Source organism: Streptomyces sp. AC555_RSS877, from assembly GCF_019049245.1.
GTDB lineage: Bacteria > Actinomycetota > Actinomycetes > Streptomycetales > Streptomycetaceae > Streptomyces.
In genome coordinates, this window is sequence record NZ_JAGMUK010000128.1 from 21,290 (window position 1) to 43,232 (window position 21,943).

Consider the following 21,943-nt stretch of genomic DNA (forward strand, 5'->3'; position numbering starts at 1 on the left):
CCGGTGGACATGCCAGCGGCGGTACGAATTCTCGTACCGCCGCAACCCTTTCCCGGGGAATTCGGGACGTGCGGGGACTCCCTACGCAGCCCCGCGCTGCAGCGCCTCGCACACCGCCATCGACTCGCGGGCCCCCAGTTCGACCGCCCTGCCACAGTGGGCGATCCAGGCGGCCATGCCCTGCGGAGAGCCGGAGACATAGCCGTCGAGCGCCGCCAGGTAGGCCGCGCGGCCCAGTTCGGCGTGACCGACCTCCGGCGGGCAGACGGACTTCGGGTCGAGGCCGCTGCCCACCAGGACGATGCGTTCGGCCGCGCGCGCGACCAGACCGTTGTGGGAGACGAAGGGGCGCAGGGCGAGGAGTTCGCCGTGCACGACGGCGGCCGTGATCAGAGCGGGTGCCGAACCGCCCGCGATGATCAGCTCGGAAAGCCCTTCGAGGCGGCCGGAGACCTCTGCCGCGCTCGGCAGCGGCAGCTCGATGAGCGGCTCGTCGACCGGCTCGCCCGCCTGACGCGGGCGTCCCACCTCGTCGCCCGCGGTCGCGGCGGCCACCAGGTGCAGCCTGGCCAGCACCCGCAGCGGCGACTGCCGCCAGATGGACAGCAGTTGCCCCGCCTCGGCGGTCAGCCGCAGGGCACCGCCCATGACGCGCGCCTCGTCGTCGCCGCTGAAGTCGGTGCGTCGGCGCACCTCCTCCAGAGCCCAGTCCGCGCCGGACAGCGCCCCCGAGCCGCGCGCGCCGCGCAGGGCGGCCTCGGAGGTGATCTCGTTGCTGCGGCGCCGCATGACCCGGTGTCCGTAGACCCGGTCCACTGCTTTGCGCATGGATTCCACGGACTCGGCCACACCGGGCAGCGAGCCCAGGGCAGCGAGCGGATCGGCGGTCGCCCCTGTCGTACTCATAAGTACGACCCTACGCAGCCCAGGCGCCCACCCCACGAAGGAGTGGTCTTCTTCACGCACACCTGCCACCTACAGCTATCGAGCCACTACGCTTGGTGAACATGAAAATTGCTTTCGTCGGGAAGGGCGGCAGCGGCAAGACCACCCTGTCCTCCCTCTTCATCCGCCACCTCGCGGCCACCGGGGCGCCGGTCGTCGCCATCGACGCCGACATCAACCAGCACCTGGGCCCGGCGCTCGGCCTGGACGAGGCGGAGGCGGCAACGCTGCCCGCAATGGGCGAGCGGCTGCCCTTGATCAAGGACTATCTGCGCGGCTCCAACCCGCGCATCGTCTCGACCGAGACGATGATCAAGACGACGCCCCCCGGCGAGGGCTCGCGGCTGCTGCGGGTGCGCGAGGACAACCCGGTGTACGACGCCTGCGCCCGGCCGGTGGAACTCGATGGTGGCACCGTCCGTTTGATGGTCACCGGCCCCTTCACCGACGCCGACCTGGGGGTCGCCTGCTACCACTCCAAGACCGGAGCGGTGGAGCTGTGCCTGAACCACCTCGTCGACGGCCCGGACGAGTACGTCGTGGTGGACATGACGGCAGGCTCGGACTCCTTCGCCTCCGGCATGTTCACCCGCTTCGACATCACGTTCCTCGTCGCCGAACCGACCCGGAAGGGGGTCTCCGTCTATCGCCAGTACAAGGAGTACGCCCGCGACTTCGGTGTCACCCTGAAGGTCGTCGGCAACAAGGTGCAGGGCGACGACGATCTCGCTTTCCTGCGTGCCGAAGTCGGGGACGACCTGCTCGTGACGGTGGGGCACTCGGACTGGGTGCGCGCACTGGAGAAGGGCCGACCGCCCCGGTTCGAGCTCCTGGAGGACGCCAACCACCGCGCCCTGAGCCGGTTGCAGTCGGCCGCCGACGCGACGTACGAGCTGCGGGACTGGGAGCGCTATACGCGCCAGATGGTGCATTTCCACCTGAAGAACGCCCAGTCCTGGGGCAACGAGCGCACGGGGGCCGACCTGGCAGCGCAGGTCGACCCCTCCTTCGTGCTCGGCGAGAGTGTCGTGGCAACCGCCTGACGACTACTGGCGCTTGGCCGTCGGCGCCCCGGGCACACCCTTCGGGGCCGGGGCCGGGCGGCCACCCGACAGGAAGGACGCCCAGCTCTGCTTCGGGGCCTCGCCGACCGTCAGGGAGCGCAGCTTCTGGAGGGTCTTCGGGTCCTGGGCGTCCAGCCAGTCGGCGAGCTGCCGGAAGGACACGCAGCGCACGTCGGGCTTGTTGCAGACCCGCTCGACGACCTCCTCGACGGCCCGCATGTAGGTGCCGCCGTTCCAGGACTCGAAGTGGTTGCCGATGATCAGGGGCGCGCGGTTGCCGTCGTAGGCCCGGCGGAAGCCCCCGAGGAGACCGTCGCGCATCTGGTCGCCCCAGAAGTCGTGCTTGGCGGGGTCACCTTGGGTCCTGGTGCCCGACTGATTGACCATGAAGTTGTAGTCCATCGTCAGCTGCTCGTAGGAGTGCCCGGGGAACGGCACGAGCTGCATGGACAGGTCCCACAGGCCTTCCTTCTTCTTCGGCCAGACCTGGTTGTTGACACCGCTGGTGTCGTAGCGGAAGCCCAGCTCGCGGGCTGCCTTCATGAAGTTCTTCTGGCCCTCCAGGCAGGGTGTGCGGGCGCCGATGAGTTCCTTGTCGTAGTCGAAGGGCAGCGGGGAGGCGTTCTTCAGGCCGGCGTTGGTCTTCCAGGACTTCACGAAGTGCTTGGCCTGGGCGATCTCGTCCTTCCAGTCCTCCACCGACCACTCGCCGACCCCGCCGCCGCTGCCGCAGAAGTGGCCGTTGAAGTGGGTGCCGATCTCGTTGCCCTCCAGCCACGCCATGCGCAACTGCTTCGCGGTCTCGGCGATGCCCCGCTCGTCGTTGAAGCCGATGTCGGAGCGGCCCGGTGAGTGCTGCGGCGGCCTGTACAGGTCACGCTTCTCCTCCGGGAGCATGTACACGCCGCTGAGGAAGTACGTCATCGTCGCGTTGTTCGCCTTGGCGACCTTGCGGAAGTGGGAGAACAGCCTCTGGCCGTCCTCACCGGCGCCGTCCCAGGAGAACACCACGAACTGCGGGGGCTTCTGGCCCGGCTTGAGGCGTTCGGGTCGGGGCAGGTGGGGCTGGGCTCCGGTGTACGAGGTGGAGCCGTCGCCGATCAGGCGGACGACATTCTTGGGCGGCGCCTGGGCCGGCTTCGCCTTCGGTGGCCCTGCCGCTGCTTCCTTGGAACCGTCGCTTCCGATCCCGCAGCCGGCGAGGGACGCGGCACAGACCGCGGCGACCACGGCGCCCGCGGCGACCACGGCGATCCTCTGGATGGCGGCCATGTTCCGCCCACCTACTTCCTTCTCTCGGGCCGACGCCGGTGAAGGCGTGTTGTGGCCGTCAAGCTCGCACGGGACCGAGAAGGAATTAGTACGACCAGCCGATCAAAGAGCCACTTCACTCTCCGGAGTTACCTATTCACCCATTTGCCAGCAAAGTCTATGCTCGCTCTTTACTCTGCATTACGATCCGTTACTGAGTGTTAGTTCATCCCGCCGCTGCACGCCGTGACCCACGGCCGCCGACCCGACCCCCCGCCATCGGGGGACCACCAGATCGCGACCGCGCTGCCCCGGAGGAGACGGGAAAAAAATGTCAGCCTGCGTCCCCACTCGCGCCGCCGACTCGATTCGGCCGGAGAGCATTCGACAACCCCACGACCCGCCGCCCCCCTCCCGCCGCTTCCGTGTCGCGGGCGCCGACGTGTCGGCCTCGATCGCGGTCTTCCTGATCGCCCTGCCCCTGTCCCTCGGCATCGCCCTCGCCACCGGTGCGCCCCTGCAGGCCGGACTCGTCGCCGCCGCTGTCGGAGGCATCGTCGCCGGCCGGCTCGGCGGCGCCCCGCTCCAGGTCAGCGGCCCGGCCGCCGGGCTGACCGTGGTCACCGCCGACCTCATCCAGCGCTACGGCTGGCGGACGACCTGCGCCATCACCGTCCTGGCGGGCCTCGCCCAACTCGGCCTCGGCTGCCTGCGCGTGGCCCGCGGCGCCCTCGCCGTCAGCCCCGCGATCGTGCACGGCATGCTCGCCGGCATCGGCGTCACCATCGCCGTCGCCCAGTTGCACATCGTTCTCGGCGGCACCCCGCAGAGCTCCGTCCTCGACAACGTGCGTGCGCTGCCCGCCCAGTTGGCGGGCCTGCATCCGGCCGCCGTGTCGGTGAGCGCGCTGACCCTGGTCCTGCTCTTGCTCTGGCCCCGGATCCCCGGCCGGGCAGGGCGCCTGCTCCGCAGGATCCCGGCCGCGCTCGTCGCCGTCGCCGGGGCCTCCGCCGCCGCCTCGCTCGCCGGGCTCACCCTGCCCAAGGTCGACCTGCCGTCCTGGCGCAGCCACGCCCTGGCCGGACTTCCCGAGGGGCCGGTGCTCGGTCTGGTCGCCGCCGTGCTCACCACCACGCTGGTGTGCAGTGTGCAGTCGTTGCTCGGCGCGGTCGCCGTGGACAAGCTGGTGGCCGGCCGCCCCGGCCTGCCCGCCGGCGTCGGCCGCTCCGACCTGGACCGCGAACTGCTCGGGCAGGGCGCCGCCAACATCGTCTCCGGTTCGCTCGGGGGACTTCCCGTCGCGGGCGTCGCCGTGCGCAGTTCGGCCAATGTCCACGCCGGTGCCGTCAGCCGGAACTCCACGATGTTGCACGGCGTTCTCGTAGTAGTCGCCGCGTTGCTGATGGTCCCGATCCTGGAGCTCATCCCGCTCGCCTCACTCGCCGCCCTGGTGATGGCCGTCGGCATCCAGATGGTGTCCCTGCACCACATCCGCACGGTGACCCGCCACCGAGAAGTGCCGGTGTACGCCGTCACCACGCTCGGCGTGGTCATCCTCGGCGTCCTGGAGGGCGTCGCGCTCGGCATCGCCGTGGCCGTCGCCGTCGCCCTGCACCGCCTCACGCGCACCCACATCACGCACGAAGAGAGGGAAGGAGTCCATCACGTACACGTACGAGGACAGCTGACGTTTCTCGCGGTGCCCCGGCTCAGCCGGGCCCTGCATCTCGTGCCCCAAGGCGCCCAGGTCGTGGTGGAGTTGGGCGGGTCGTTCATGGACCATGCGGCGTACGAGTCTCTGCAGGACTGGCAGAACACGCACACCGCGCGAGGCGGCTCCGTCGAGCTCACCGGCCGCCGCGCCGGGGTCCGGACCGGCGAGCCGGGAAGCGCGGCCGATCTCACGGCCGAGGCCGCAGAGGCCGAGTCGGCCACCGGCGCCGCCGGCTGCCGCTGTCGCCCCTGGACACCGTGGCGCAACCACCAGTGCGACCGCCCGCAGCCCTCGCCACCCCACGAGGGGCATGCGGGCAGAGCCGGCGCGCCCGGTGCGGCGAGCGGTCACGATCTGGCGCGTGGCATCAGCGCGTTCCAGCGCCACACCGCCCCGCACGTGCGGGGTGAGCTGGCCCGGCTGGCGCGTGAGGGCCAGCGGCCGTCCCAGCTCTTCCTCACCTGCGCGGACTCACGCCTCGTCACCTCGATGATCACCTCCAGTGGTCCGGGCGATCTCTTCGTGGTGCGCAACGTGGGCAACCTCGTTCCACTGCCCGGCCAGGAGAGCGGCGACGACTCGGTGGCGGCCGCGATCGAGTACGCGGTGGATGTGCTGAAGGTGCGCTCCATCACGGTGTGCGGGCACTCCGGATGCGGGGCGATGCAGGCGCTGCTCAACTCCGAGCCCGGCGGCGCCCGGACGCCGCTCAAGCGGTGGCTGCGGCACGGGCTGCCGAGCCTTGAGCGCATGGCCGGCGACGACCGGCCGTGGGCCCGGCTGTCCGGACGGGAACCCGCCGACGCGGTCGAGCAGCTCTGTCTGACCAACGTGGTCCAGCAGTTGGAGCATCTGTCCGCCCACGAGTCGGTGGTGCGGGCCCGGCGAGAAGGGGCGCTGGAACTGCACGGGATGTACTTCCACGTGGGAGAGGCCCAGGCGTACCTGCTCACCGGAACGGGCGCGGACGAGGTGTTCGACCATGTGCGGGCGGCGGATGTGCCGGTGTGACGCGAGGGGGGCGCTTTGCGGGCGGGCGGGCTGATCCGCCCGCCCGCGGCGCGCCCTGGGGCAGGGGCTCCGGTTCGCAGGGCCTGCTCTCGCCCTGACGGCGGTGCTGCTTCAGAACCGCGGGGAAACTTCGCCGCCCCATCGGCGACGGTGTGGGCGTCGGCGACAGGCCGGGCCGGGCCGGGCCACAACAAGATGTCACCGCGCGCACTTGTCCTTCTTCCCCTCTCCTCCCCGGCGCTTCCCCTGTACTCGGGCCGGAGTGTGAAAGGCGTTACAGGTGCTGAACTCTGCCCGGTCGTCGTCCGTGGGTACGAATGAGCCCGGCCGCCGAAACCGACGTACACCACCGCACGCACAGGTCTAAACCAATTTTCCGTCGACCCTTGTCACCGGGCCCCCGGGTCTGATGAGCTGTGGCCTGGGACACAGCGGACAACCCTGAGAATGGGAGATGTCGTGAGCAACGAAAGCCTGGCCAACCTGCTGAGGGAGGAGATGGGACAGTGAGCGAGAATTCCTCCCTCTCCAACCTGCTTCGTGAGGAGCGCAGGTTCGCACCCCCCGCGGACCTGGCGGCCAACGCCAACGTCACCGCGGAGGCGTATGAGCAGGCCAAGGCTGACAGGCTCGGCTTCTGGGCCGAGCAGGCCCGCCGGCTGACCTGGGCCACCGAGCCGACCGAGACGCTGGACTGGTCGAACCCGCCGTTCGCCAAGTGGTTCAAGGACGGCGAGCTCAATGTGGCCTACAACTGCGTGGACCGCCATGTGGAGGCCGGGAACGGCGACCGGGTCGCCATCCACTTCGAGGGCGAGCCCGGCGACAGCCGCGCCGTCACCTACGCCGAGCTCAAGGACGAGGTCTCCAAGGCCGCGAACGCCCTGCTGGAGCTGGGCGTTCACAAGGGCGACCGGGTCGCCGTCTACATGCCGATGATTCCGGAGACGGCGATCGCGATGCTCGCGTGCGCCCGGATCGGCGCCGCGCACTCCGTCGTCTTCGGCGGCTTCTCGGCGGACGCGCTCGCGACCCGTATCCAGGACGCCGACGCCAAGGTCGTCATCACGACCGACGGCGGCTGGCGGCGCGGCAAGCCGTCGGCCCTCAAGCCGGCCGTCGACGACGCGGTCGCCCGGGTGGACAACGTCGAGCACGTGCTCGTGGTCCGTCGTACCGGCCAGGAGGTCGCCTGGAACGACGCGCGCGACGTGTGGTGGCACGAGATCGTCGACCGGCAGTCCACCGAGCACACGCCTGAGGCGTTCAACGCCGAGCACCCGCTGTTCATCCTGTACACGTCCGGTACGACGGGTAAGCCGAAGGGCATTCTGCACACCTCCGGCGGCTACCTCACGCAGACCGCCTACACCCACCACGCCGTCTTCGACCTCAAGCCGGAGACCGACGTCTACTGGTGCACCGCCGACGTCGGCTGGGTCACCGGGCACTCCTACATCGTCTACGGCCCGCTCGCGAACGGCGCCACGCAGGTCATGTACGAGGGCACGCCGGACACCCCGCACCAGGGCCGGTTCTGGGAGATCGTGCAGAAGTACGGGGTGACCATCCTGTACACCGCGCCCACGGCGATCCGTACGTTCATGAAGTGGGGCGACGACATCCCCGCGAAGTTCGATCTGTCCTCCTTGCGGATCCTCGGCTCCGTGGGTGAGCCCATCAACCCCGAGGCCTGGATGTGGTACCGCAAGCACATCGGGGCCGACAGGACGCCCGTCGTCGACACCTGGTGGCAGACCGAGACCGGCGCGATGATGATCTCGCCGCTGCCCGGTGTCACCGCGACCAAGCCCGGTTCCGCGCAGACGCCGCTGCCCGGCATCTCCGCGACCGTCGTCGACGACGAGGCCCGGGAAGTGCCGAACGGCGGGGGCGGTTATCTCGTCCTCACCGAGCCGTGGCCGTCGATGCTGCGCACCATCTGGGGCGACGACCAGCGGTTCCTCGACACGTACTGGTCGCGTTTCGAGAGCAAGTACTTCGCCGGCGACGGCGCGAAGAAGGACGACGACGGCGACATCTGGCTGCTGGGCCGGGTGGACGACGTGATGCTCGTGTCGGGCCACAACATCTCCACCACCGAGGTCGAGTCGGCCCTCGTCTCCCACCCGTCGGTCGCCGAGGCGGCCGTCGTCGGCGCGGCGGACGAGACGACCGGTCAGGCGATCGTGGCCTTCGTGATCCTGCGCGGCACGGCGAACGCCGAGGACGAGAACCTCGTCGCCGACCTGCGCAACCACGTCGGCGCCACCCTCGGCCCGATCGCCAAGCCGAAGCGGGTCCTGCCGGTGGCCGAGCTGCCGAAGACCCGTTCCGGCAAGATCATGCGGCGTCTGCTGCGGGACGTCGCCGAGAACCGCAAGCTCGGTGACGTGACGACTCTGACGGACTCCACCGTCATGGACCTCATCCAGGCGAAGCTGCCCGCGGCTCCCGGCGAGGACTGAGGACAGCCGTCAGGGGCGCCCGGCGACAAGCGCGCCGGGTGCCCCTGACGCACCTAACATGGAGATCCACCGGATTCCTCCCCGTGCATTTTAGGTAAAACAACCACATAGGTGCGCCGGGAAGTCTGGTCGGCAACGTGCTCGATGCTGCCCACCGACCGGAGGCCTCCCCCCGTGACCGCGCCCCGCCCCACCACCCCCCGCAAGGCCTTCGGCCGGCTCTCCCTGCCCGAGCGGACCTTCGTCGCGAACGCGCTGCGCACCGAGACCGTCGGCGGTGTCCTGCTGCTCGTCTCCGCGGTCACCGCGCTGGTGTGGGCGAACGTGCCGGCGGGCCACGACAGCTACGAGAGCGTCAGCCACTTCCACCTCGGCCCCGCGACCCTCGGCCTGAACCTGTCGATCGCGCACTGGGCGGCCGACGGACTCCTCGCGGTCTTCTTCTTCGTCGCCGGCATCGAGCTCAAGCGCGAACTGGTCGCCGGCGACCTCAAGGACCCCAAGGCGGCCGCGCTGCCCGTGGTGGCGGCCCTGTGCGGGATGGCCGTACCGGCGCTCGTCTACCTGCTCACCAACGTCACCGGCGGCGGCTCACTGCAGGGCTGGGCCGTGCCCACCGCCACCGACATCGCCTTCGCACTCGCCGTGCTCGCCGTCATCGGCACGTCCCTGCCGAGCGCCCTGCGCGCGTTCCTGCTCACCCTCGCCGTGGTCGACGACCTCTTCGCGATCCTGATCATCGCGGTCTTCTTCACCGACAGCCTCGACTTCGCCGCGCTCGCCGGCGCGGTCGTCGGCCTCGCCGTCTTCTGGCTGCTGCTGCGCAAGGGCGTACGCGGCTGGTACGTGTACATCCCGCTCGCGCTCGTGATCTGGGCGCTGATGTACAACAGCGGCATCCACGCCACGATCGCGGGCGTCGCGATGGGCCTGATGCTGCGCTGCACGACCCGCGAGGGTGAGGAGCACTCCCCCGGCGAGCACATCGAACATCTCGTACGTCCGCTCTCGGCCGGGTTGGCCGTACCGCTGTTCGCCCTGTTCAGCGCGGGTGTCTCGCTCTCCGGGGGCGCGCTGGGCGACGTGTTCACCAAGCCGGAGACGCTCGGGGTGGTCCTCGGTCTTGTGGTCGGCAAGGCGGTCGGCATCTTCGGCGGAACCTGGCTGACGGCCCGCTTCACCCGGGCCTCGCTCAGCGACGACCTGGAGTGGGCCGACGTGTTCGCCGTGGCCACCCTGGCCGGCATCGGGTTCACCGTGTCGCTGCTCATCGGCGAGCTCGCCTTCGACGGCAACGCGACGCTGACGGACGAGGTCAAGGCCGCCGTACTCACCGGGTCCGTCATCGCGGCCGTGCTGGCGACCGTGCTGCTGAAGGTACGGAACGCCAAGTACCGGCGCCTGTACGAGGCCGAGGAGCGCGACGAGGACCTCGACGGGATCCCGGACATCTACGAGGAGGACGAGCCGGAGTACCACCTGCGGATGGCCGCGATCCACGACCGCAAGGCCGCCGAGCACCGCCGGCTCGCCGAAGTGAAGGCCGCCGAACGCCACGCGCTTGCCGAAGTGACGGGCGGGGCAGGCGATCAGGACGGTCGTCCGGCATGATCTGACGGGACGGCACAGAAGAACCGTTCCCAGTCAGGCACACAGCAGAAAAGGGAGAACGCGATGAGCGCACCCGACGGCAGCCCGGTCGGCGCCGAACGCAGCATCGGCCAGCTGTTCGCCTCGGCGACGACCGAGATGTCCGCGCTGGTGCACGACGAGATCGCGCTGGCCAAGTCTCAGCTCAAGCGCGACGTCAAACGCGGGGCGACGAGCGGCGGCGCGTTCACGGTGGCCGGGGCGATCCTGCTCTTCTCGCTGCCGATGCTGAACTTCGCGCTCGCGTACGGAATCCGCACGTGGAGCGACTGGAACCTCGCGGTCTGCTTCCTGCTCTCCTTCGCGGCGAACGTGCTCGTCGCGCTCGTCCTCGCACTGATCGGCATGGTCTTCGCGAAGAAGGCCAAGAAGAGCAAGGGCCCGCAGAAGGTCGCCGCCTCGATGAAGGAGTCGGCGAACGTCCTGCAGAACGCCAAGCCGCACCCGCGCCCGGCGGCCCTGGAGGACGGGCTCCCGGACGCCAAGGCCATCGAGGCTGTGGCACGCTCATCCTCATGACGGATCCCGCGACACCCTCGTCCCAGCCGGCCTCGGTCGTACGACCGGACGGCCCCTGGACGCACCGGGAGGTCGCCGCCAACGGCGCGCGCTTCCACATCGCGGAGATGGGCGACGGGCCGCTGGTGCTGCTGCTGCACGGCTTCCCCCAGTTCTGGTGGACCTGGCGGCACCAGTTGCCCGCGCTCGCCGACGCGGGCTTCCGGGCCGTCGCCATGGACCTGCGCGGTGTCGGCGGCAGCGACCGCACCCCGCGCGGCTACGACCCGGCCAACCTCGCCCTCGACATCACCGGCGTGATCCGTTCCCTGGGCGAGCCGGACGCCGCGCTGGTCGGCCACGACCTGGGCGGCTACCTGGCGTGGACGGCGGCCGCGATGCGCCCGAAGCTCGTGAGGCGGCTCGCGGTCGCCTCGATGCCACACCCCCGGCGCTGGCGCTCGGCGATGCTGTCGGACGTCAAGCAGACGTCCGCGGGCTCCTACATCTGGGGATTCCAGCGGCCGTGGATCCCCGAGCGGCAGCTCACCGCCGACGACGGCGCGCTCGTCGCGCGTCTCATCCGGGACTGGTCGGGCCCGCGCCTGCCGGACGACGACGCGGTGGACGCGTACCGCCGCGCGATCTGCATCCCCTCCACCGCGCACTGCTCGATCGAGCCGTACCGCTGGATGGTGCGGTCGATGGCGCGTCCCGACGGCATCCAGTTCAACCGGCGGATGAAGCGGCCGGTGCGGGTGCCGACCCTGCACCTGCACGGCTCGCTCGACCCGGTGATGCGGACGCGGAGCGCGGCCGGCTCCGGTGAGTACGTCGAAGCGCCGTACCGGTGGCGGCTGTTCGACGGCCTGGGGCACTTCCCGCACGAAGAGGACCCGATGGCCTTTTCCACCGAACTCATCAACTGGCTGAAGGACCCCGAACCCGATCGGTGACCGTGCCGATGCGCCCGGTATCCGGACCTGGGCGTCCGGGCCTGAACACGTGTCCTACGAACGGCCACTTGCCCGGCGCATAGGCCAATTGGGGGGCCTGAGGGCGGTTATCGACCTTGGGGCAGGGGCAGACGTCGGGGTATGGGCTGGACGCACGACTACAGTGACGCAGCACGCAATCGACGCTCGGGCAGCGGCCTGGGCTCCCACCAGCGAGGCGGTCCCCCGCATATGGCGGGCACGGACCTGAGGGTGGGCATTCCGCGCATTCTGCGCCGCCGAGCCCGCTGGGTCTCGGTACGCCTGCGTCATCCGCGAGGCTGACGCTCCCCTTTTTTCTGCACCCCTTCTGAACCCGGGACTCGGGCCTTCCCGAAACCCCGGGGTCAGAGCGCGCAGCTGTCGCTGTCCACCTGCTGGTTCGCGGCGCGCCCCTTGGCGATGTCCTCCTGGATCTCGTCCGCGGTGAGCGCGTACCCGGTGTCGGCGTCGTCGAGGGACTTCGCGAAGACCACGCCGTACACCTTCCCTTCGGGGGTGAGCAGCGGGCCTCCGGAGTTGCCCTGGCGGACGGTCGCGAACAGCGAGTACACGTCGCGGCGCACGGTGCTGCGGTGGTAGATGTCCGGGCCGCTGGCCGTGAGGCGCCCGCGCACGCGCGCGGCACGGACGTCGTACGCCCCGTTCTCCGGGAACCCGGCGACGATCGCGCCGTCCCCGCTGCTCGCGTCCTCGGTGGTGAACTTCAGCGCGGGTGCGCTCAGGTCCGGTACGTCGAGTACGGCGATGTCGCGCTCCCAGTCGTAGAGGACGACCGTCGCGTCGTACTTCTTGCCCTCGCCGCCTATCTGGACGGTGGGCTCGTCCACGCCTCCGACGACATGCGCGTTGGTCATGACGCGGCGGCTGCCGAAGACGAAGCCGGTGCCCTCCAGGACCTTGCCGCAACTCTGGGCGGTGCCCATGACCTTGACGATGGAGCGCTGGGCGCGGGTGGCGACGGCGCTGTTGGCGAGGGCCGGGTCCGGGGGCCGGACCTCCTTGATCGGCTCGTTGGAGAACGGGCTGAAGACCTGCGGGAAGCCGTTCTGCGCGAGGACCGAGGTGAAGTCCTTGAACCAGGTGTCCGCCTGACTGGGCAGCGCCTCCGACACGCCCAGCAGCACCTTGGAACTGCGGACCTCCTTGCCCAGCGTCGGCAGCGTGGTCTGCGCGAGGGCGGAGCCGATCAGCCAGGCGACCAGGAGCATCGCGACGACGTTGACGAGGGCCCCGCCCGTCGCGTCCAGGGCGCGGGCCGGGGACCAGGTGATGTACCGGCGCAGCTTGTTGCCGAGGTGAGTGGTCAGGGCCTGGCCGACGGAGGCGCAGACGATGACGACGACGACCGCGACGACGGCGGCGGTCGTACTGACCTCCGCGTTGTCGGTGAGCGCGTCCCAGACGACGGGCAGCAGGTACACGGCCACGAGACCGCCACCGAGGAAGCCGATCACCGACAGGATGCCGACGACGAAGCCTTGGCGGTAGCCGACGATCGCGAACCAGACGGCGGCGAGCAGCAACAGGATGTCCAGCACGTTCACCGGTTCGAGCCTCGCCTCATCACTTTGCACAGCACGGCAGACACCCTGTCATGCGCGCCAGTCGAGAGGGACCTGCTTCTCGCGGTCCCACGGCCGTTCCCAGCCCGAGTAGTGGAGCAGCCGGTCGATGATTCCCGCCGTGAAGCCCCACACCAGGGCTGATTCGACCAGAAATGCCGGACCCCGGTGGCCGCTGGGGTGCACGGCGGTCGCGCGGTTGCCGGGATCCGTGAGATCCGCCACGGGGACGGTGAAGACCCGCGCGGTCTCGTTCGGATCCACCACCGCCACCGGGCTCGGCTCGCGCCACCAGCCCAGCACCGGGGTCACGACGAAGCCGCTGACCGGGATGTACAGCTTGGGCAGCACGCCGAAGAGCTGGACGCCGGCCGGGTCGAGCCCGGTCTCCTCCTCGGCCTCGCGCAGGGCGGCCCGCAGGGGCCCGTCGCCCTTCGGGTCGCCGTCCTCCGGATCGAGCGCGCCGCCGGGGAAGGAGGGCTGGCCGGCGTGGGAGCGCAGCGAGCTCGCCCGCTCCATGAGCAGCAGCTCGGGGCCGCGCTCGCCGTCCCCGTCGCCGAAGAGGACCAGGACGGCGGACTGCCGTCCCGCGCCGTCCTTGGGCGGCAGGAAGCGGCTGAGCTGCAGCGGCTCGACCGTCTCCACCGCGTGCACCACCGGATCGAGCCAGGCCGGCAGGCCCTCCTTGCTGAGCGTCACCGAACCGCCCTGTGTATTGCTCGCCCGCGTCATCGCCACCCCCGTCGTCCTGCTCGACCCAACGCCCGGCGACCCCGAGGTCGTTCCTGGGAACGTGCCCAGAGGCAAGTCCGAGGGCGTGTCACCCTGCCTCCAGCGGCGGCGCGGGTTTCCCGCCCGCGTCCAGATATGCCTGCGGGGGCTTCAGACGCTGGCCGGGGAAGCCACCCTTCTCGTACTTGAGGAGTTTCTTCGCCTTCTCGGGATCCGTCTCGCCCTCGCCGTACGCCGGGCAGAGCGGGGCGATCGGGCAGGCACCGCAGGCCGGCTTGCGGGCGTGGCAGATACGGCGACCGTGGAAGATCACGTGGTGCGAGAGCATCGTCCAGTCGCTCTTGGGGAAGAGCGCGCCGACGGCGGCCTCGATCTTCTCGGGCTCGGTCTGCTCGGTCCACTGCCAGCGCCGCACCAGCCGCTGGAAGTGCGTGTCCACGGTGATGCCGGGCCGCCCGAACGCGTTGCCCAGGACGACGAAGGCGGTCTTGCGGCCGACGCCGGGCAGCTTGACGAGGTCTTCGAGCCGCCCGGGAACCTCTCCCCCGAACTGCTCCACCAGGGCCTTGGACAGCCCTATCACCGACCTGGTCTTGGCCCGGAAGAAACCGGTCGGGCGCAGGATCTCCTCGACCTCCTCCGGGTTGGCCGCGGCCAGGTCCTCCGGAGTGGGGTACTTGGCGAAGAGGGCGGGGGTGGTCTGGTTGACCCGGAGGTCGGTGGTCTGGGCGGACAGAACCGTGGCGAGGACCAGTTGGAAGGGGTTCTCGAAGTCCAGCTCGGGATGGGCGTACGGATAGACCTCGGCGAGCTCGCGGTTGATTCGGCGGGCCCGGCGGACCAGGGCGGTACGCGACTCGCTCTTCTTCACCGGATTCGCCTGCACCGGGCCGGTCGGAGCCACCGCTTTCACCGCAACCTTCTTTGTCGCTTTTGCCGTTTTCTTTCCACCGGCAGGGTTCTGTTCGCCCACGGCGGAATCTCGACGTACAACCACCCGCCCAGCCCCCTTGGCCTGTGCTCTCACCGGCGATTTGGACACCCGGTCAGCCTAGAGCCCGGCACTGACATCCCGCCCCGGACCCAGAGGATCAGCCCCCAATTGGACCCCTGCCGCTTACCCCGGGACACCTGTGCGGCATCCTTGTGACAGATCACACTGTTTGGAACGTCCGGCAAAATGGGGAACACGGACCCCTGGTACGCAGGGGAGCAAGATCCCCTGAGCAGGTCGACAAGGAGAGAACTCGTGGACGACGTTCTGCGGCGCAACCCGCTCTTCGCGGCGCTCGATGACGAGCAGTCCGCGGAACTGCGCGCCTCCATGAGTGAGGTGACCCTCGCGCGTGGTGACTCCCTGTTCCACGAGGGCGACCCGGGAGATCGGCTCTACGTCGTCACCGAGGGCAAGGTGAAGCTCCACCGCACCTCCCCCGACGGCCGCGAGAACATGCTGGCCGTCGTCGGCCCCGGCGAGCTCATCGGGGAGCTGTCCCTCTTCGACCCGGGCCCGCGCACGGCGACCGCCACCGCGCTGACCGAGGTCAAGCTGCTGGGCCTAGGCCACGGCGACCTCCAGCCCTGGCTGAACGTCCGGCCCGAGGTGGCCACCGCGCTCCTGCGCGCCGTCGCCCGCCGCCTGCGGCGCACCAACGACGCGATGTCCGACCTGGTCTTCTCGGACGTCCCCGGCCGCGTGGCCCGCGCGCTCCTGGACCTCTCCCGCCGCTTCGGCGTGCAGTCCGAGGAGGGCATCCACGTCGTCCACGACCTCACGCAGGAGGAGCTGGCCCAGCTGGTCGGCGCGTCCCGCGAGACCGTGAACAAGGCGCTGGCCGACTTCGCGGGCCGCGGCTGGCTCCGCCTCGAGGCACGGGCCGTGATCCTCCTGGACGTGGAGCGGCTCGCCAAGCGCTCGCGCTAGACCCCAAGGCATACGACGACGGGCCCCGTCTCCTCTCTGGTGAGGCGGGGCCGTTGTCATGACTGCCGGAAACCGCGCCCCGTAAATGAGCGGCTCGGGCCGCCCTCTTCACGGCACAGTGGCCCCATGGCCGAAACCGCCCCGCTCCCCGCCGAAGGGCAACCCTCCCGAGGGCTCGACGCACAGGGCTTCATCGCCCGCGAGGGCTCCCTCGGACGCGTCCCGCCCGCCTTCCGCCCCGTGGTCGCCGCCGTCCGCGACCGTCTGCTGGACGCCTTCGGGGCCCGGCTGCACAGCGCGTACCTCTACGGGTCGATCCCGCGCGGCACCGCGCGCGTGGGGCGCAGTGACCTCGACCTGCTGATCGCGCTGCGCGCGGAGCCCACCGACGCCGACCGGGCCGACGCCCGCACCATCGACGAGACCCTCGACAAGGAATTCCCGCAGATCGACGGGGGCGGGACGCTACTGGTCAGCCAGGAGCAAGCGTTGAGCGACCTGGAGAGGTACGACCTGGGGTGGTTCATCGCCTGCCTGTGCACCCCGCTGCTCGGCGACGACCTCGCCGAGTACCTGCCGCGCTACCGGCCCGACTCCCTGCTCGCCCGGGAGACCAACGGAGACCTGGCACTGTTCCTCGCCCGCTGGCGCGAGCGGATCGCCGCCACGGCCGACACCGACGAGGCGCGACGCCCCCTCGTACGCTTCATGTCCCGGCACCTCGTCCGCACCGGCTTCACACTCGTCATGCCCCGCTGGAACGGCTGGACGAGCGACCTGAGGGAGATGGCGGAGGTGTTCGGCGCGTACTACCCCGAGCGGGCCGACCAGATGCGCTCGGCGGCCGTCCTCGGGTACGAGCCGAGCGGCGACCCGGCCGCCCTGCGTTCGTACGTGGACGACCTGGGGCCGTGGCTCACCGGGGAGTACGCGCGCGTGCACGGCGTCAAAGCTCCCCGGCCCTAGATGAGCCCGTGCTCCTCCAGGTACTCCATCTGCGCCCGCACCGACAGCTCCGCCGCCGGCCACAGCGAGCGCTCCACGTCGGCGTACACGTGGGCGACGACCTCGGACGGGGTCCGGTAGCCGTCCTCCACGGCCGTCTCGACCTGGGCGAGGCGGTGGGCGCGGTGGGCGAGGTAGAACTCGACGGCGCCCTGGGCGTCCTCCAGGACGGGCCCGTGCCCGGGAAGCACCGTGTGGACCCCGTCGTCGACCGTGAGCGACCTGAGGCGCCGCAGGGAGTCCAGGTAGTCGCCGAGACGGCCGTCCGGGTGCGCCACGACGGTCGTACCGCGGCCCAGGATGGTGTCACCGGTCAGGACCGCCTGATCGGCCGGGAGATGGAAGCACAGCGAGTCCGCGGTGTGCCCGGGAGTCGGTACGACCCTCAGCTCCAGGCCGCCGACCCGGATCACGTCCCCGGCGCCCAGCCCTTCCTCCCCCAGCCGCAGCGCCGGGTCCAGCGCGCGCACGTTCGTCCCGGTCAGCTCGGCGAAGCGGGCGGCGCCGGCCGCGTGGTCGGGGTGGCCGTGGGTGAGGAGGGTGAGGGCGACGCGCTTGCCGGCCTTGTCCGCCAGGTCGACGACATTGCGCAGATGGCCGTCGTCCAGGGGACCCGGATCGATCACGACGGCCAGCTCGGAGTCGGGCTCCGCCACGATCCAGGTGTTGGTGCCGTCCAAGGTCATCGCGGAGGGGTTCGGCGCGAGGACGTTGACGGCGCGCGCGGTGGCGGGACCGGACAGGACCGCGCCCCGTGGCCGGCCGGGAAGGGCTGCTGCGTCCGTCATGCGGGGGCTCCACCGGTCGGGAGGTCGGTCGGAATGCGCTTGGTGAACTCGTCGTGCCCCGGCCAGGACAGCACGATCTCGCCCTTCTCGAGGCGGGCCCGCGCCAGGACGGGCGCCAGATCACGCTCCGGCGCCCCGGCGAGTGCCTCGGCGGCGCTGCCGAACGCCACCAGCTGGCGCAGCGTCGCGATCGTCGGCGGCATCATCAACAGCTCGCCCTTGTCGTACGAGCCTGCCGCGTCCTCGGGCCGGATCCACACCGTGCGGTCGGCCTCCGTGGAGGCGTTGCGCGTGCGCTGGCCCTCCGGGAGGGCGGCGACGAAGAACCACGTGTCATAGCGCCGGGCTTCGAACTCTGGGGTGATCCAGCGCGTCCAGGCACCCAGCAGATCCGAACGCAGCACCAGCCCCCGCCGGTCCAGGAACTCGGCGAAGGACAGCTCACGGTCGACCAGGGCGGCCCGGTCCGCCTCCCAGTCCGGGCCCGTGGTGTCGCCGACCACGGACTCCGGGGCCGGTCCGGCGAGAAGGACCCCCGCCTCCTCGTACGTCTCCCTCACGGCCGCACAGACGATCGCCTGGGCCGCAGTCTCGTCCACGCCGAGCCTGTCCGCCCACCACGCGCGCGTGGGGCCCGCCCACCGGACGTGCCGGTCGTCGTCACGGGGATCCACACCGCCGCCCGGATACGCGTACGCACCCCCGGCGAACGCCATGGAGGCCCGTCTGCGCAGCATGTGCACGGCGATGCCGGCGTCTGTGTCCTTCAGAAGCATCACGGTGGCCGCACGCTTGGGACCGACCGGCGTAAGCGTGCCATCCGCCAGGGCACGGATACGCTCGGGCCACTCCGGTGGATACCACTGCCCGTTACCCATGGCCGGAGGCTATCTCCTGACGCGCGGATGTTCGAGAGCGACCAGCACCGCTGCACCCACCCTTGGGGGCTGTGCCACCCACCACCCGACTCAGTCGGCCGAGAGGCGGAGGTACGCACCCGCACCCGCGTACGGCGGCAAGGGGCCGTGTCGGGGGGTGTCCGCCCGACACGGTTGGCGCGTCAACGCGAGCACCTCGATGGCCAACCGATTCCGCGCCGTTCCGAGGACGGACACCCCCCGACACGGCGCCGACCCCCACCAAACACAAGGCGCGACGCGCACCCGGCCTACACCCCGGTCAGCTCCACCTGAACCTCAACCTCCACCGGCGCGTCCAACGGCAGCACCGCCACACCCACCGCACTCCGCGCGTGCACACCCTTGTCGCCCAGCACCTCGCCCAACAGCTCACTCGCGCCGTTGACGACACCCGGCTGCCCCGTGAAGTCGGAGGCGGACGCCACGAAGCCGACCACCTTCACCACACGCGCCACCCGGTCCAGATCACCCGCGACGGACTTCACGGCGGCCAGAGCGTTCAGCGCGCAGATGCGCGCCAGCTCCTTGGCCTCCTCGGCCGTGACCTCCGCACCCACCTTGCCGGTGACCGGAAGCTTGCCCTCCACCATCGGCAGCTGGCCGGAGGTGTAGACGTACACACCGGACTGCACGGCCGGCTGGTACGCCGCGAGCGGCGGCACGACCTCAGGAAGCGTCAGCCCCAGCTCGGCCAGCCGCGCCTCGACCGAGCTCACGCCTTGGCCCGCTTCAGGTAGGCCACCAGCTGCTCGGGGTTGTTCGGCCCGGGCACGACCTGGACGAGCTCCCAGCCGTCCTCGCCCCAGGTGTCCAGAATCTGCTTCGTGGCGTGGACGAGCAGAGGCACGGTTGCGTATTCCCACTTGGTCATGTGGGCGACTTTAGCCGCTGCGACACACCGGTCGGACGGCCGACCGCACCCAGGTTGTCCACAGCCTCCCGCTTAGCCCGCGCACGGACTGGTTACGCTCGAATACGTGAGCAGGCTCCAGGTCGTCAGCGGCAAGGGCGGGACCGGAAAGACGACGGTCGCCGCCGCCCTCGCGTTGGCCCTCGCGACCGAGGGGAAGCGGACGCTTCTCGTCGAGGTCGAGGGCCGGCAGGGCATCGCGCAGCTCTTCGAAACGGAGACGCTGCCTTATGAGGAGCGAAAGATCGCCGTCGCTCCAGGGGGCGGGGAGGTGTATGCCCTGGCCATCGACCCCGAACTGGCCCTTCTGGACTACCTCCAGATGTTCTACAAACTGGGCAGCGCCGGAAGAGCCCTGAAGAAGCTCGGCGCGATCGACTTCGCGACCACCGTCGCGCCCGGCCTCAGGGACGTACTCCTGACCGGCAAGGCGTGCGAGGCGGTGCGCCGGAAGGACAGGAGCGGCCGGTTCGCGTACGACTACGTCGTCATGGACGCCCCGCCCACCGGCCGCATCACCCGCTTCCTGAACGTCAACGACGAGGTCGCGGGCCTCGCCAAGATCGGTCCGATACACAACCAGGCGCAGGCAGTGATGCGGGTGCTGAAGTCGCCGGAGACGTCCGTGCACCTGGTGACGCTGCTTGAGGAGATGCCCGTCCAGGAGACCGCGGACGGCATCACCGAGCTGCGGTCGGCGCGGCTGCCGGTGGGGCGGATCATCGTGAACATGGTGCGGCCCGAGGTGTTGGACGCGGCCGAACTGGAACTCGTACGGAGCGTGCCGCGTACGGCCGTGGCCCAGTCGCTGTCGGCGGCCGGACTCGGCGGGGCGCGCCGCGGCGGGCACGCCGAGCGGCTGGTGGACCCGCTGCTGCAGCAAGCCGCGGAGTACGGCGAGCGGTACGCGCTGGAGCACGAACAGCGGGCCGCACTGGGCGAGCTGGGCCTGCCGCTGCACGAACTGCCGCTGCTCGCCGAGGGCATGGACCTGGCGGGCCTGTACGAACTCGCGGCCGAGCTGCGCGAACAGGGGCTGTCATGAGCCGGAATCAGGGGATGTCGTGAACAAGGGGATGTCATGAGCAAGGATCCGGCCCTCGCCCAGGAGGGCACCCGTCACCAGCTCTCCCCCGCGCGCGTACTCGACGTCGACCCCCTGCTCGACGACCCGAAGACCCGCATCATCGTGTGCTGCGGCTCGGGCGGCGTCGGCAAGACGACCACCGCGGCGGCCCTCGGCCTGCGCGCCGCCGAGCGCGGCCGCAAGGTGGTCGTCCTCACCATCGACCCGGCCCGCCGGCTCGCCCAGTCGATGGGCATCGACTCGCTCGACAACACCCCGCGCCGGGTGAAGGGCGTGGAGGGCGACGGCGAGCTGCACGCGATGATGCTCGACATGAAGCGCACGTTCGACGAGATCGTCGAGGCGCACGCGGACGCCGACCGGGCGTCGGCGATCCTCAACAACCCCTTCTACCAGTCGCTTTCGGCGGGCTTCGCGGGCACGCAGGAGTACATGGCGATGGAGAAGCTGGGACAACTCCGCGCCAGGGACGAGTGGGACCTGATCGTCGTCGACACGCCCCCGTCCCGCTCCGCGCTCGACTTCCTGGACGCGCCGAAGCGGCTCGGTTCGTTCCTCGACGGCAAGCTGATCCGTGTCCTGCTGGCGCCGGCGAAGGTCGGCGGCCGCGCGGGGATGAAGTTCCTGAACGTCGGCATGTCGATGATGACCGGCGCCCTCGGCAAGCTGCTCGGCGGCCAACTGCTGAAGGACGTACAGACCTTCGTGGCGGCGATGGACTCGATGTTCGGCGGCTTCCGCACGCGCGCGGACGCGACGTACAAGCTGCTCCAGGCGCCCGGAACGGCGTTCCTGGTGGTCGCGGCCCCGGAGCGGGACGCACTGCGCGAGGCCGCGTACTTCGTGGAGCGGCTGGCGGCCGAGGACATGCCGCTCGCGGGCCTGGTGCTCAACCGGGTCCATGGCAGCGGCGCCGACCGGCTGTCGGCCGAGCGCGCGCTCGCCGCCGCGGAAAATCTTGAAGAGCCTCGCATTGTGGATCAGGGGGACGGGAAAGCTGGTCTTCGTAACTCTCCCGACACATACGGCAGTTCAGAGTCTCCCGCTACGGAGTCTCCCGCCTCGCACCATCCGGCTCCTGACGAAGGCTCCCCCGCCACCCCGCAGGACACGGAAGTCACGCAGGACACGGAACCCACGCAGGACAGTGACCAGGAGATGTCCGTCCAGCAACTCACCGCAGGCCTGCTGAGGCTGCATGCCGAACGCATGCGGCTGCTCTTCCGCGAGCAGCGCACGCGTGACCGCTTCACCGCGCTCCACCCGGAGGTGGCGGTGACCGAAGTGGCCGCGCTGCCCGGCGACGTGCACGACCTGACCGGGCTGCGGGACATCGGAAACCGGCTCGCGGCTGCCCACCAGGAGCTGCCCGAGCCCGCTGCCGGTGCCTGAGATACCGACGCGTGCGATTCCGAT

The 21,943-nt window shown here is 70.4% G+C and carries 20 protein-coding genes; 11 read left to right on the top strand and 9 right to left on the bottom strand.

The features are described 5' to 3' along the window. Positions 1 to 81: 81 nt before the first annotated feature. Positions 82 to 906, bottom strand: a complete 825-nt coding sequence (locus tag KUM49_RS37205) for a Fic family protein (protein WP_217241391.1) — start codon at positions 904 to 906, stop codon at positions 82 to 84. A gap of 101 nt (positions 907 to 1,007) precedes the next feature. Here KUM49_RS37205 and KUM49_RS37210 point away from each other — a divergent pair, with 101 nt between their 5' ends. Continuing rightward, positions 1,008 to 1,988, top strand: a complete 981-nt coding sequence (locus tag KUM49_RS37210; protein WP_217241392.1) for an ATP-binding protein — start codon at positions 1,008 to 1,010, stop codon at positions 1,986 to 1,988. A 3-nt stretch (positions 1,989 to 1,991) separates the two neighbouring features. Here the strand turns inward: KUM49_RS37210 and KUM49_RS37215 are convergent, their stop codons facing one another. Next, a complete protein-coding gene (locus KUM49_RS37215; RefSeq protein WP_217241393.1) occupies positions 1,992 to 3,281 on the bottom strand; it encodes a hypothetical protein in 1,290 nt (429 codons plus the stop codon). 310 nt (positions 3,282 to 3,591) lie between these two features. Here KUM49_RS37215 and KUM49_RS37220 point away from each other — a divergent pair, with 310 nt between their 5' ends. The 6 genes from KUM49_RS37220 (at position 3,592) to KUM49_RS49080 (ending at position 11,881) form a co-directional block, all read left to right on the top strand. Beyond that, positions 3,592 to 5,985, top strand: a complete 2,394-nt coding sequence (locus KUM49_RS37220) for a bifunctional SulP family inorganic anion transporter/carbonic anhydrase (RefSeq protein ID WP_217241394.1) — start codon at positions 3,592 to 3,594, stop codon at positions 5,983 to 5,985. A gap of 506 nt (positions 5,986 to 6,491) precedes the next feature. Beyond that, complete coding sequence (acs, locus tag KUM49_RS37225; protein WP_217241395.1) at positions 6,492 to 8,453, top strand: acetate--CoA ligase; 1,962 nt, start codon at positions 6,492 to 6,494, stop codon at positions 8,451 to 8,453. A 174-nt stretch (positions 8,454 to 8,627) separates the two neighbouring features. Then, positions 8,628 to 10,064, top strand: a complete 1,437-nt coding sequence (gene nhaA, locus KUM49_RS37230) for a Na+/H+ antiporter NhaA (protein ID WP_217241396.1) — start codon at positions 8,628 to 8,630, stop codon at positions 10,062 to 10,064. 63 nt (positions 10,065 to 10,127) lie between these two features. Beyond that, positions 10,128 to 10,622 (top strand): phage holin family protein, encoded by a 495-nt coding sequence (locus KUM49_RS37235; RefSeq protein ID WP_217241397.1) that lies wholly within the window; start codon positions 10,128 to 10,130, stop codon positions 10,620 to 10,622. Continuing rightward, on the top strand, positions 10,619 to 11,557 hold the full coding sequence (locus tag KUM49_RS37240; protein ID WP_217241398.1) for an alpha/beta fold hydrolase: 939 nt from the start codon (positions 10,619 to 10,621) through the stop codon (positions 11,555 to 11,557). The genes KUM49_RS37235 and KUM49_RS37240 overlap by 4 nt, the downstream gene beginning before the upstream one ends. 141 nt (positions 11,558 to 11,698) lie before the next feature. Beyond that, positions 11,699 to 11,881 (top strand): hypothetical protein, encoded by a 183-nt coding sequence (locus tag KUM49_RS49080; RefSeq protein WP_254402370.1) that lies wholly within the window; start codon positions 11,699 to 11,701, stop codon positions 11,879 to 11,881. Between the two features lie 62 nt (positions 11,882 to 11,943). Here KUM49_RS49080 and KUM49_RS37245 read toward each other — a convergent pair whose 3' ends face one another. The 3 genes from KUM49_RS37245 to nth form a co-directional block, all read right to left on the bottom strand. Beyond that, positions 11,944 to 13,143 carry a MarP family serine protease gene (locus KUM49_RS37245; RefSeq protein ID WP_217241399.1) on the bottom strand — a complete coding sequence of 400 codons (1,200 nt, stop codon included), beginning with the start codon at positions 13,141 to 13,143 and terminating at the stop codon, positions 11,944 to 11,946. A gap of 48 nt (positions 13,144 to 13,191) precedes the next feature. Next, on the bottom strand, positions 13,192 to 13,893 hold the full coding sequence (locus tag KUM49_RS37250; protein WP_217241454.1) for a CoA pyrophosphatase: 702 nt from the start codon (positions 13,891 to 13,893) through the stop codon (positions 13,192 to 13,194). A gap of 88 nt (positions 13,894 to 13,981) precedes the next feature. Beyond that, the gene (gene nth, locus KUM49_RS37255) at positions 13,982 to 14,806 is read right to left on the bottom strand and encodes an endonuclease III (RefSeq protein ID WP_308406929.1); all 825 of its coding nucleotides are present in this window, start codon (positions 14,804 to 14,806) and stop codon (positions 13,982 to 13,984) included. Between the two features lie 336 nt (positions 14,807 to 15,142). Here nth and KUM49_RS37260 point away from each other — a divergent pair, with 336 nt between their 5' ends. Continuing rightward, positions 15,143 to 15,817 carry a Crp/Fnr family transcriptional regulator gene (locus KUM49_RS37260; RefSeq protein ID WP_030043265.1) on the top strand — a complete coding sequence of 225 codons (675 nt, stop codon included), beginning with the start codon at positions 15,143 to 15,145 and terminating at the stop codon, positions 15,815 to 15,817. A gap of 126 nt (positions 15,818 to 15,943) precedes the next feature. Next, positions 15,944 to 16,783, top strand: a complete 840-nt coding sequence (locus KUM49_RS37265) for a nucleotidyltransferase domain-containing protein (protein ID WP_217241400.1) — start codon at positions 15,944 to 15,946, stop codon at positions 16,781 to 16,783. On the opposite strand, the gene KUM49_RS37270 is transcribed toward KUM49_RS37265, so the two are convergent. The 4 genes from KUM49_RS37270 to KUM49_RS37285 all read right to left on the bottom strand — a co-directional run bounded on the left by KUM49_RS37270 (position 16,780) and on the right by KUM49_RS37285 (position 19,401). Continuing rightward, positions 16,780 to 17,610, bottom strand: coding sequence for an MBL fold metallo-hydrolase (locus tag KUM49_RS37270; protein WP_217241401.1), 831 nt, complete (start codon positions 17,608 to 17,610; stop codon positions 16,780 to 16,782). The two genes, KUM49_RS37265 and KUM49_RS37270, sit on opposite strands and share 4 nt — an antisense overlap. Next, entirely contained in the window at positions 17,607 to 18,488 is an 882-nt protein-coding gene (locus KUM49_RS37275) for an NUDIX domain-containing protein (protein WP_217241402.1), read from the bottom strand. The genes KUM49_RS37270 and KUM49_RS37275 overlap by 4 nt, the downstream gene beginning before the upstream one ends. Before the next feature lie 290 nt (positions 18,489 to 18,778). Further along, positions 18,779 to 19,246, bottom strand: a complete 468-nt coding sequence (locus tag KUM49_RS37280) for a RidA family protein (protein ID WP_217241403.1) — start codon at positions 19,244 to 19,246, stop codon at positions 18,779 to 18,781. After that, on the bottom strand, positions 19,243 to 19,401 hold the full coding sequence (locus tag KUM49_RS37285; RefSeq protein WP_020129281.1) for a DUF4177 domain-containing protein: 159 nt from the start codon (positions 19,399 to 19,401) through the stop codon (positions 19,243 to 19,245). Before KUM49_RS37285 ends, KUM49_RS37280 begins: the two co-directional genes overlap by 4 nt. Before the next feature lie 106 nt (positions 19,402 to 19,507). Between KUM49_RS37285 and KUM49_RS37290 the strand changes: the two genes are divergently transcribed. Both KUM49_RS37290 and KUM49_RS37295 read left to right on the top strand, forming a co-directional pair. Next, positions 19,508 to 20,485: an ArsA-related P-loop ATPase gene (locus KUM49_RS37290; RefSeq protein WP_217241404.1), complete on the top strand. Its 978-nt coding sequence runs from the start codon at positions 19,508 to 19,510 to the stop codon at positions 20,483 to 20,485. Positions 20,486 to 20,521: 36 nt separating this feature from the next. After that, a complete protein-coding gene (locus tag KUM49_RS37295) occupies positions 20,522 to 21,919 on the top strand; it encodes an ArsA family ATPase (RefSeq protein WP_217241405.1) in 1,398 nt (465 codons plus the stop codon). Positions 21,920 to 21,943: the final 24 nt, after the last annotated feature.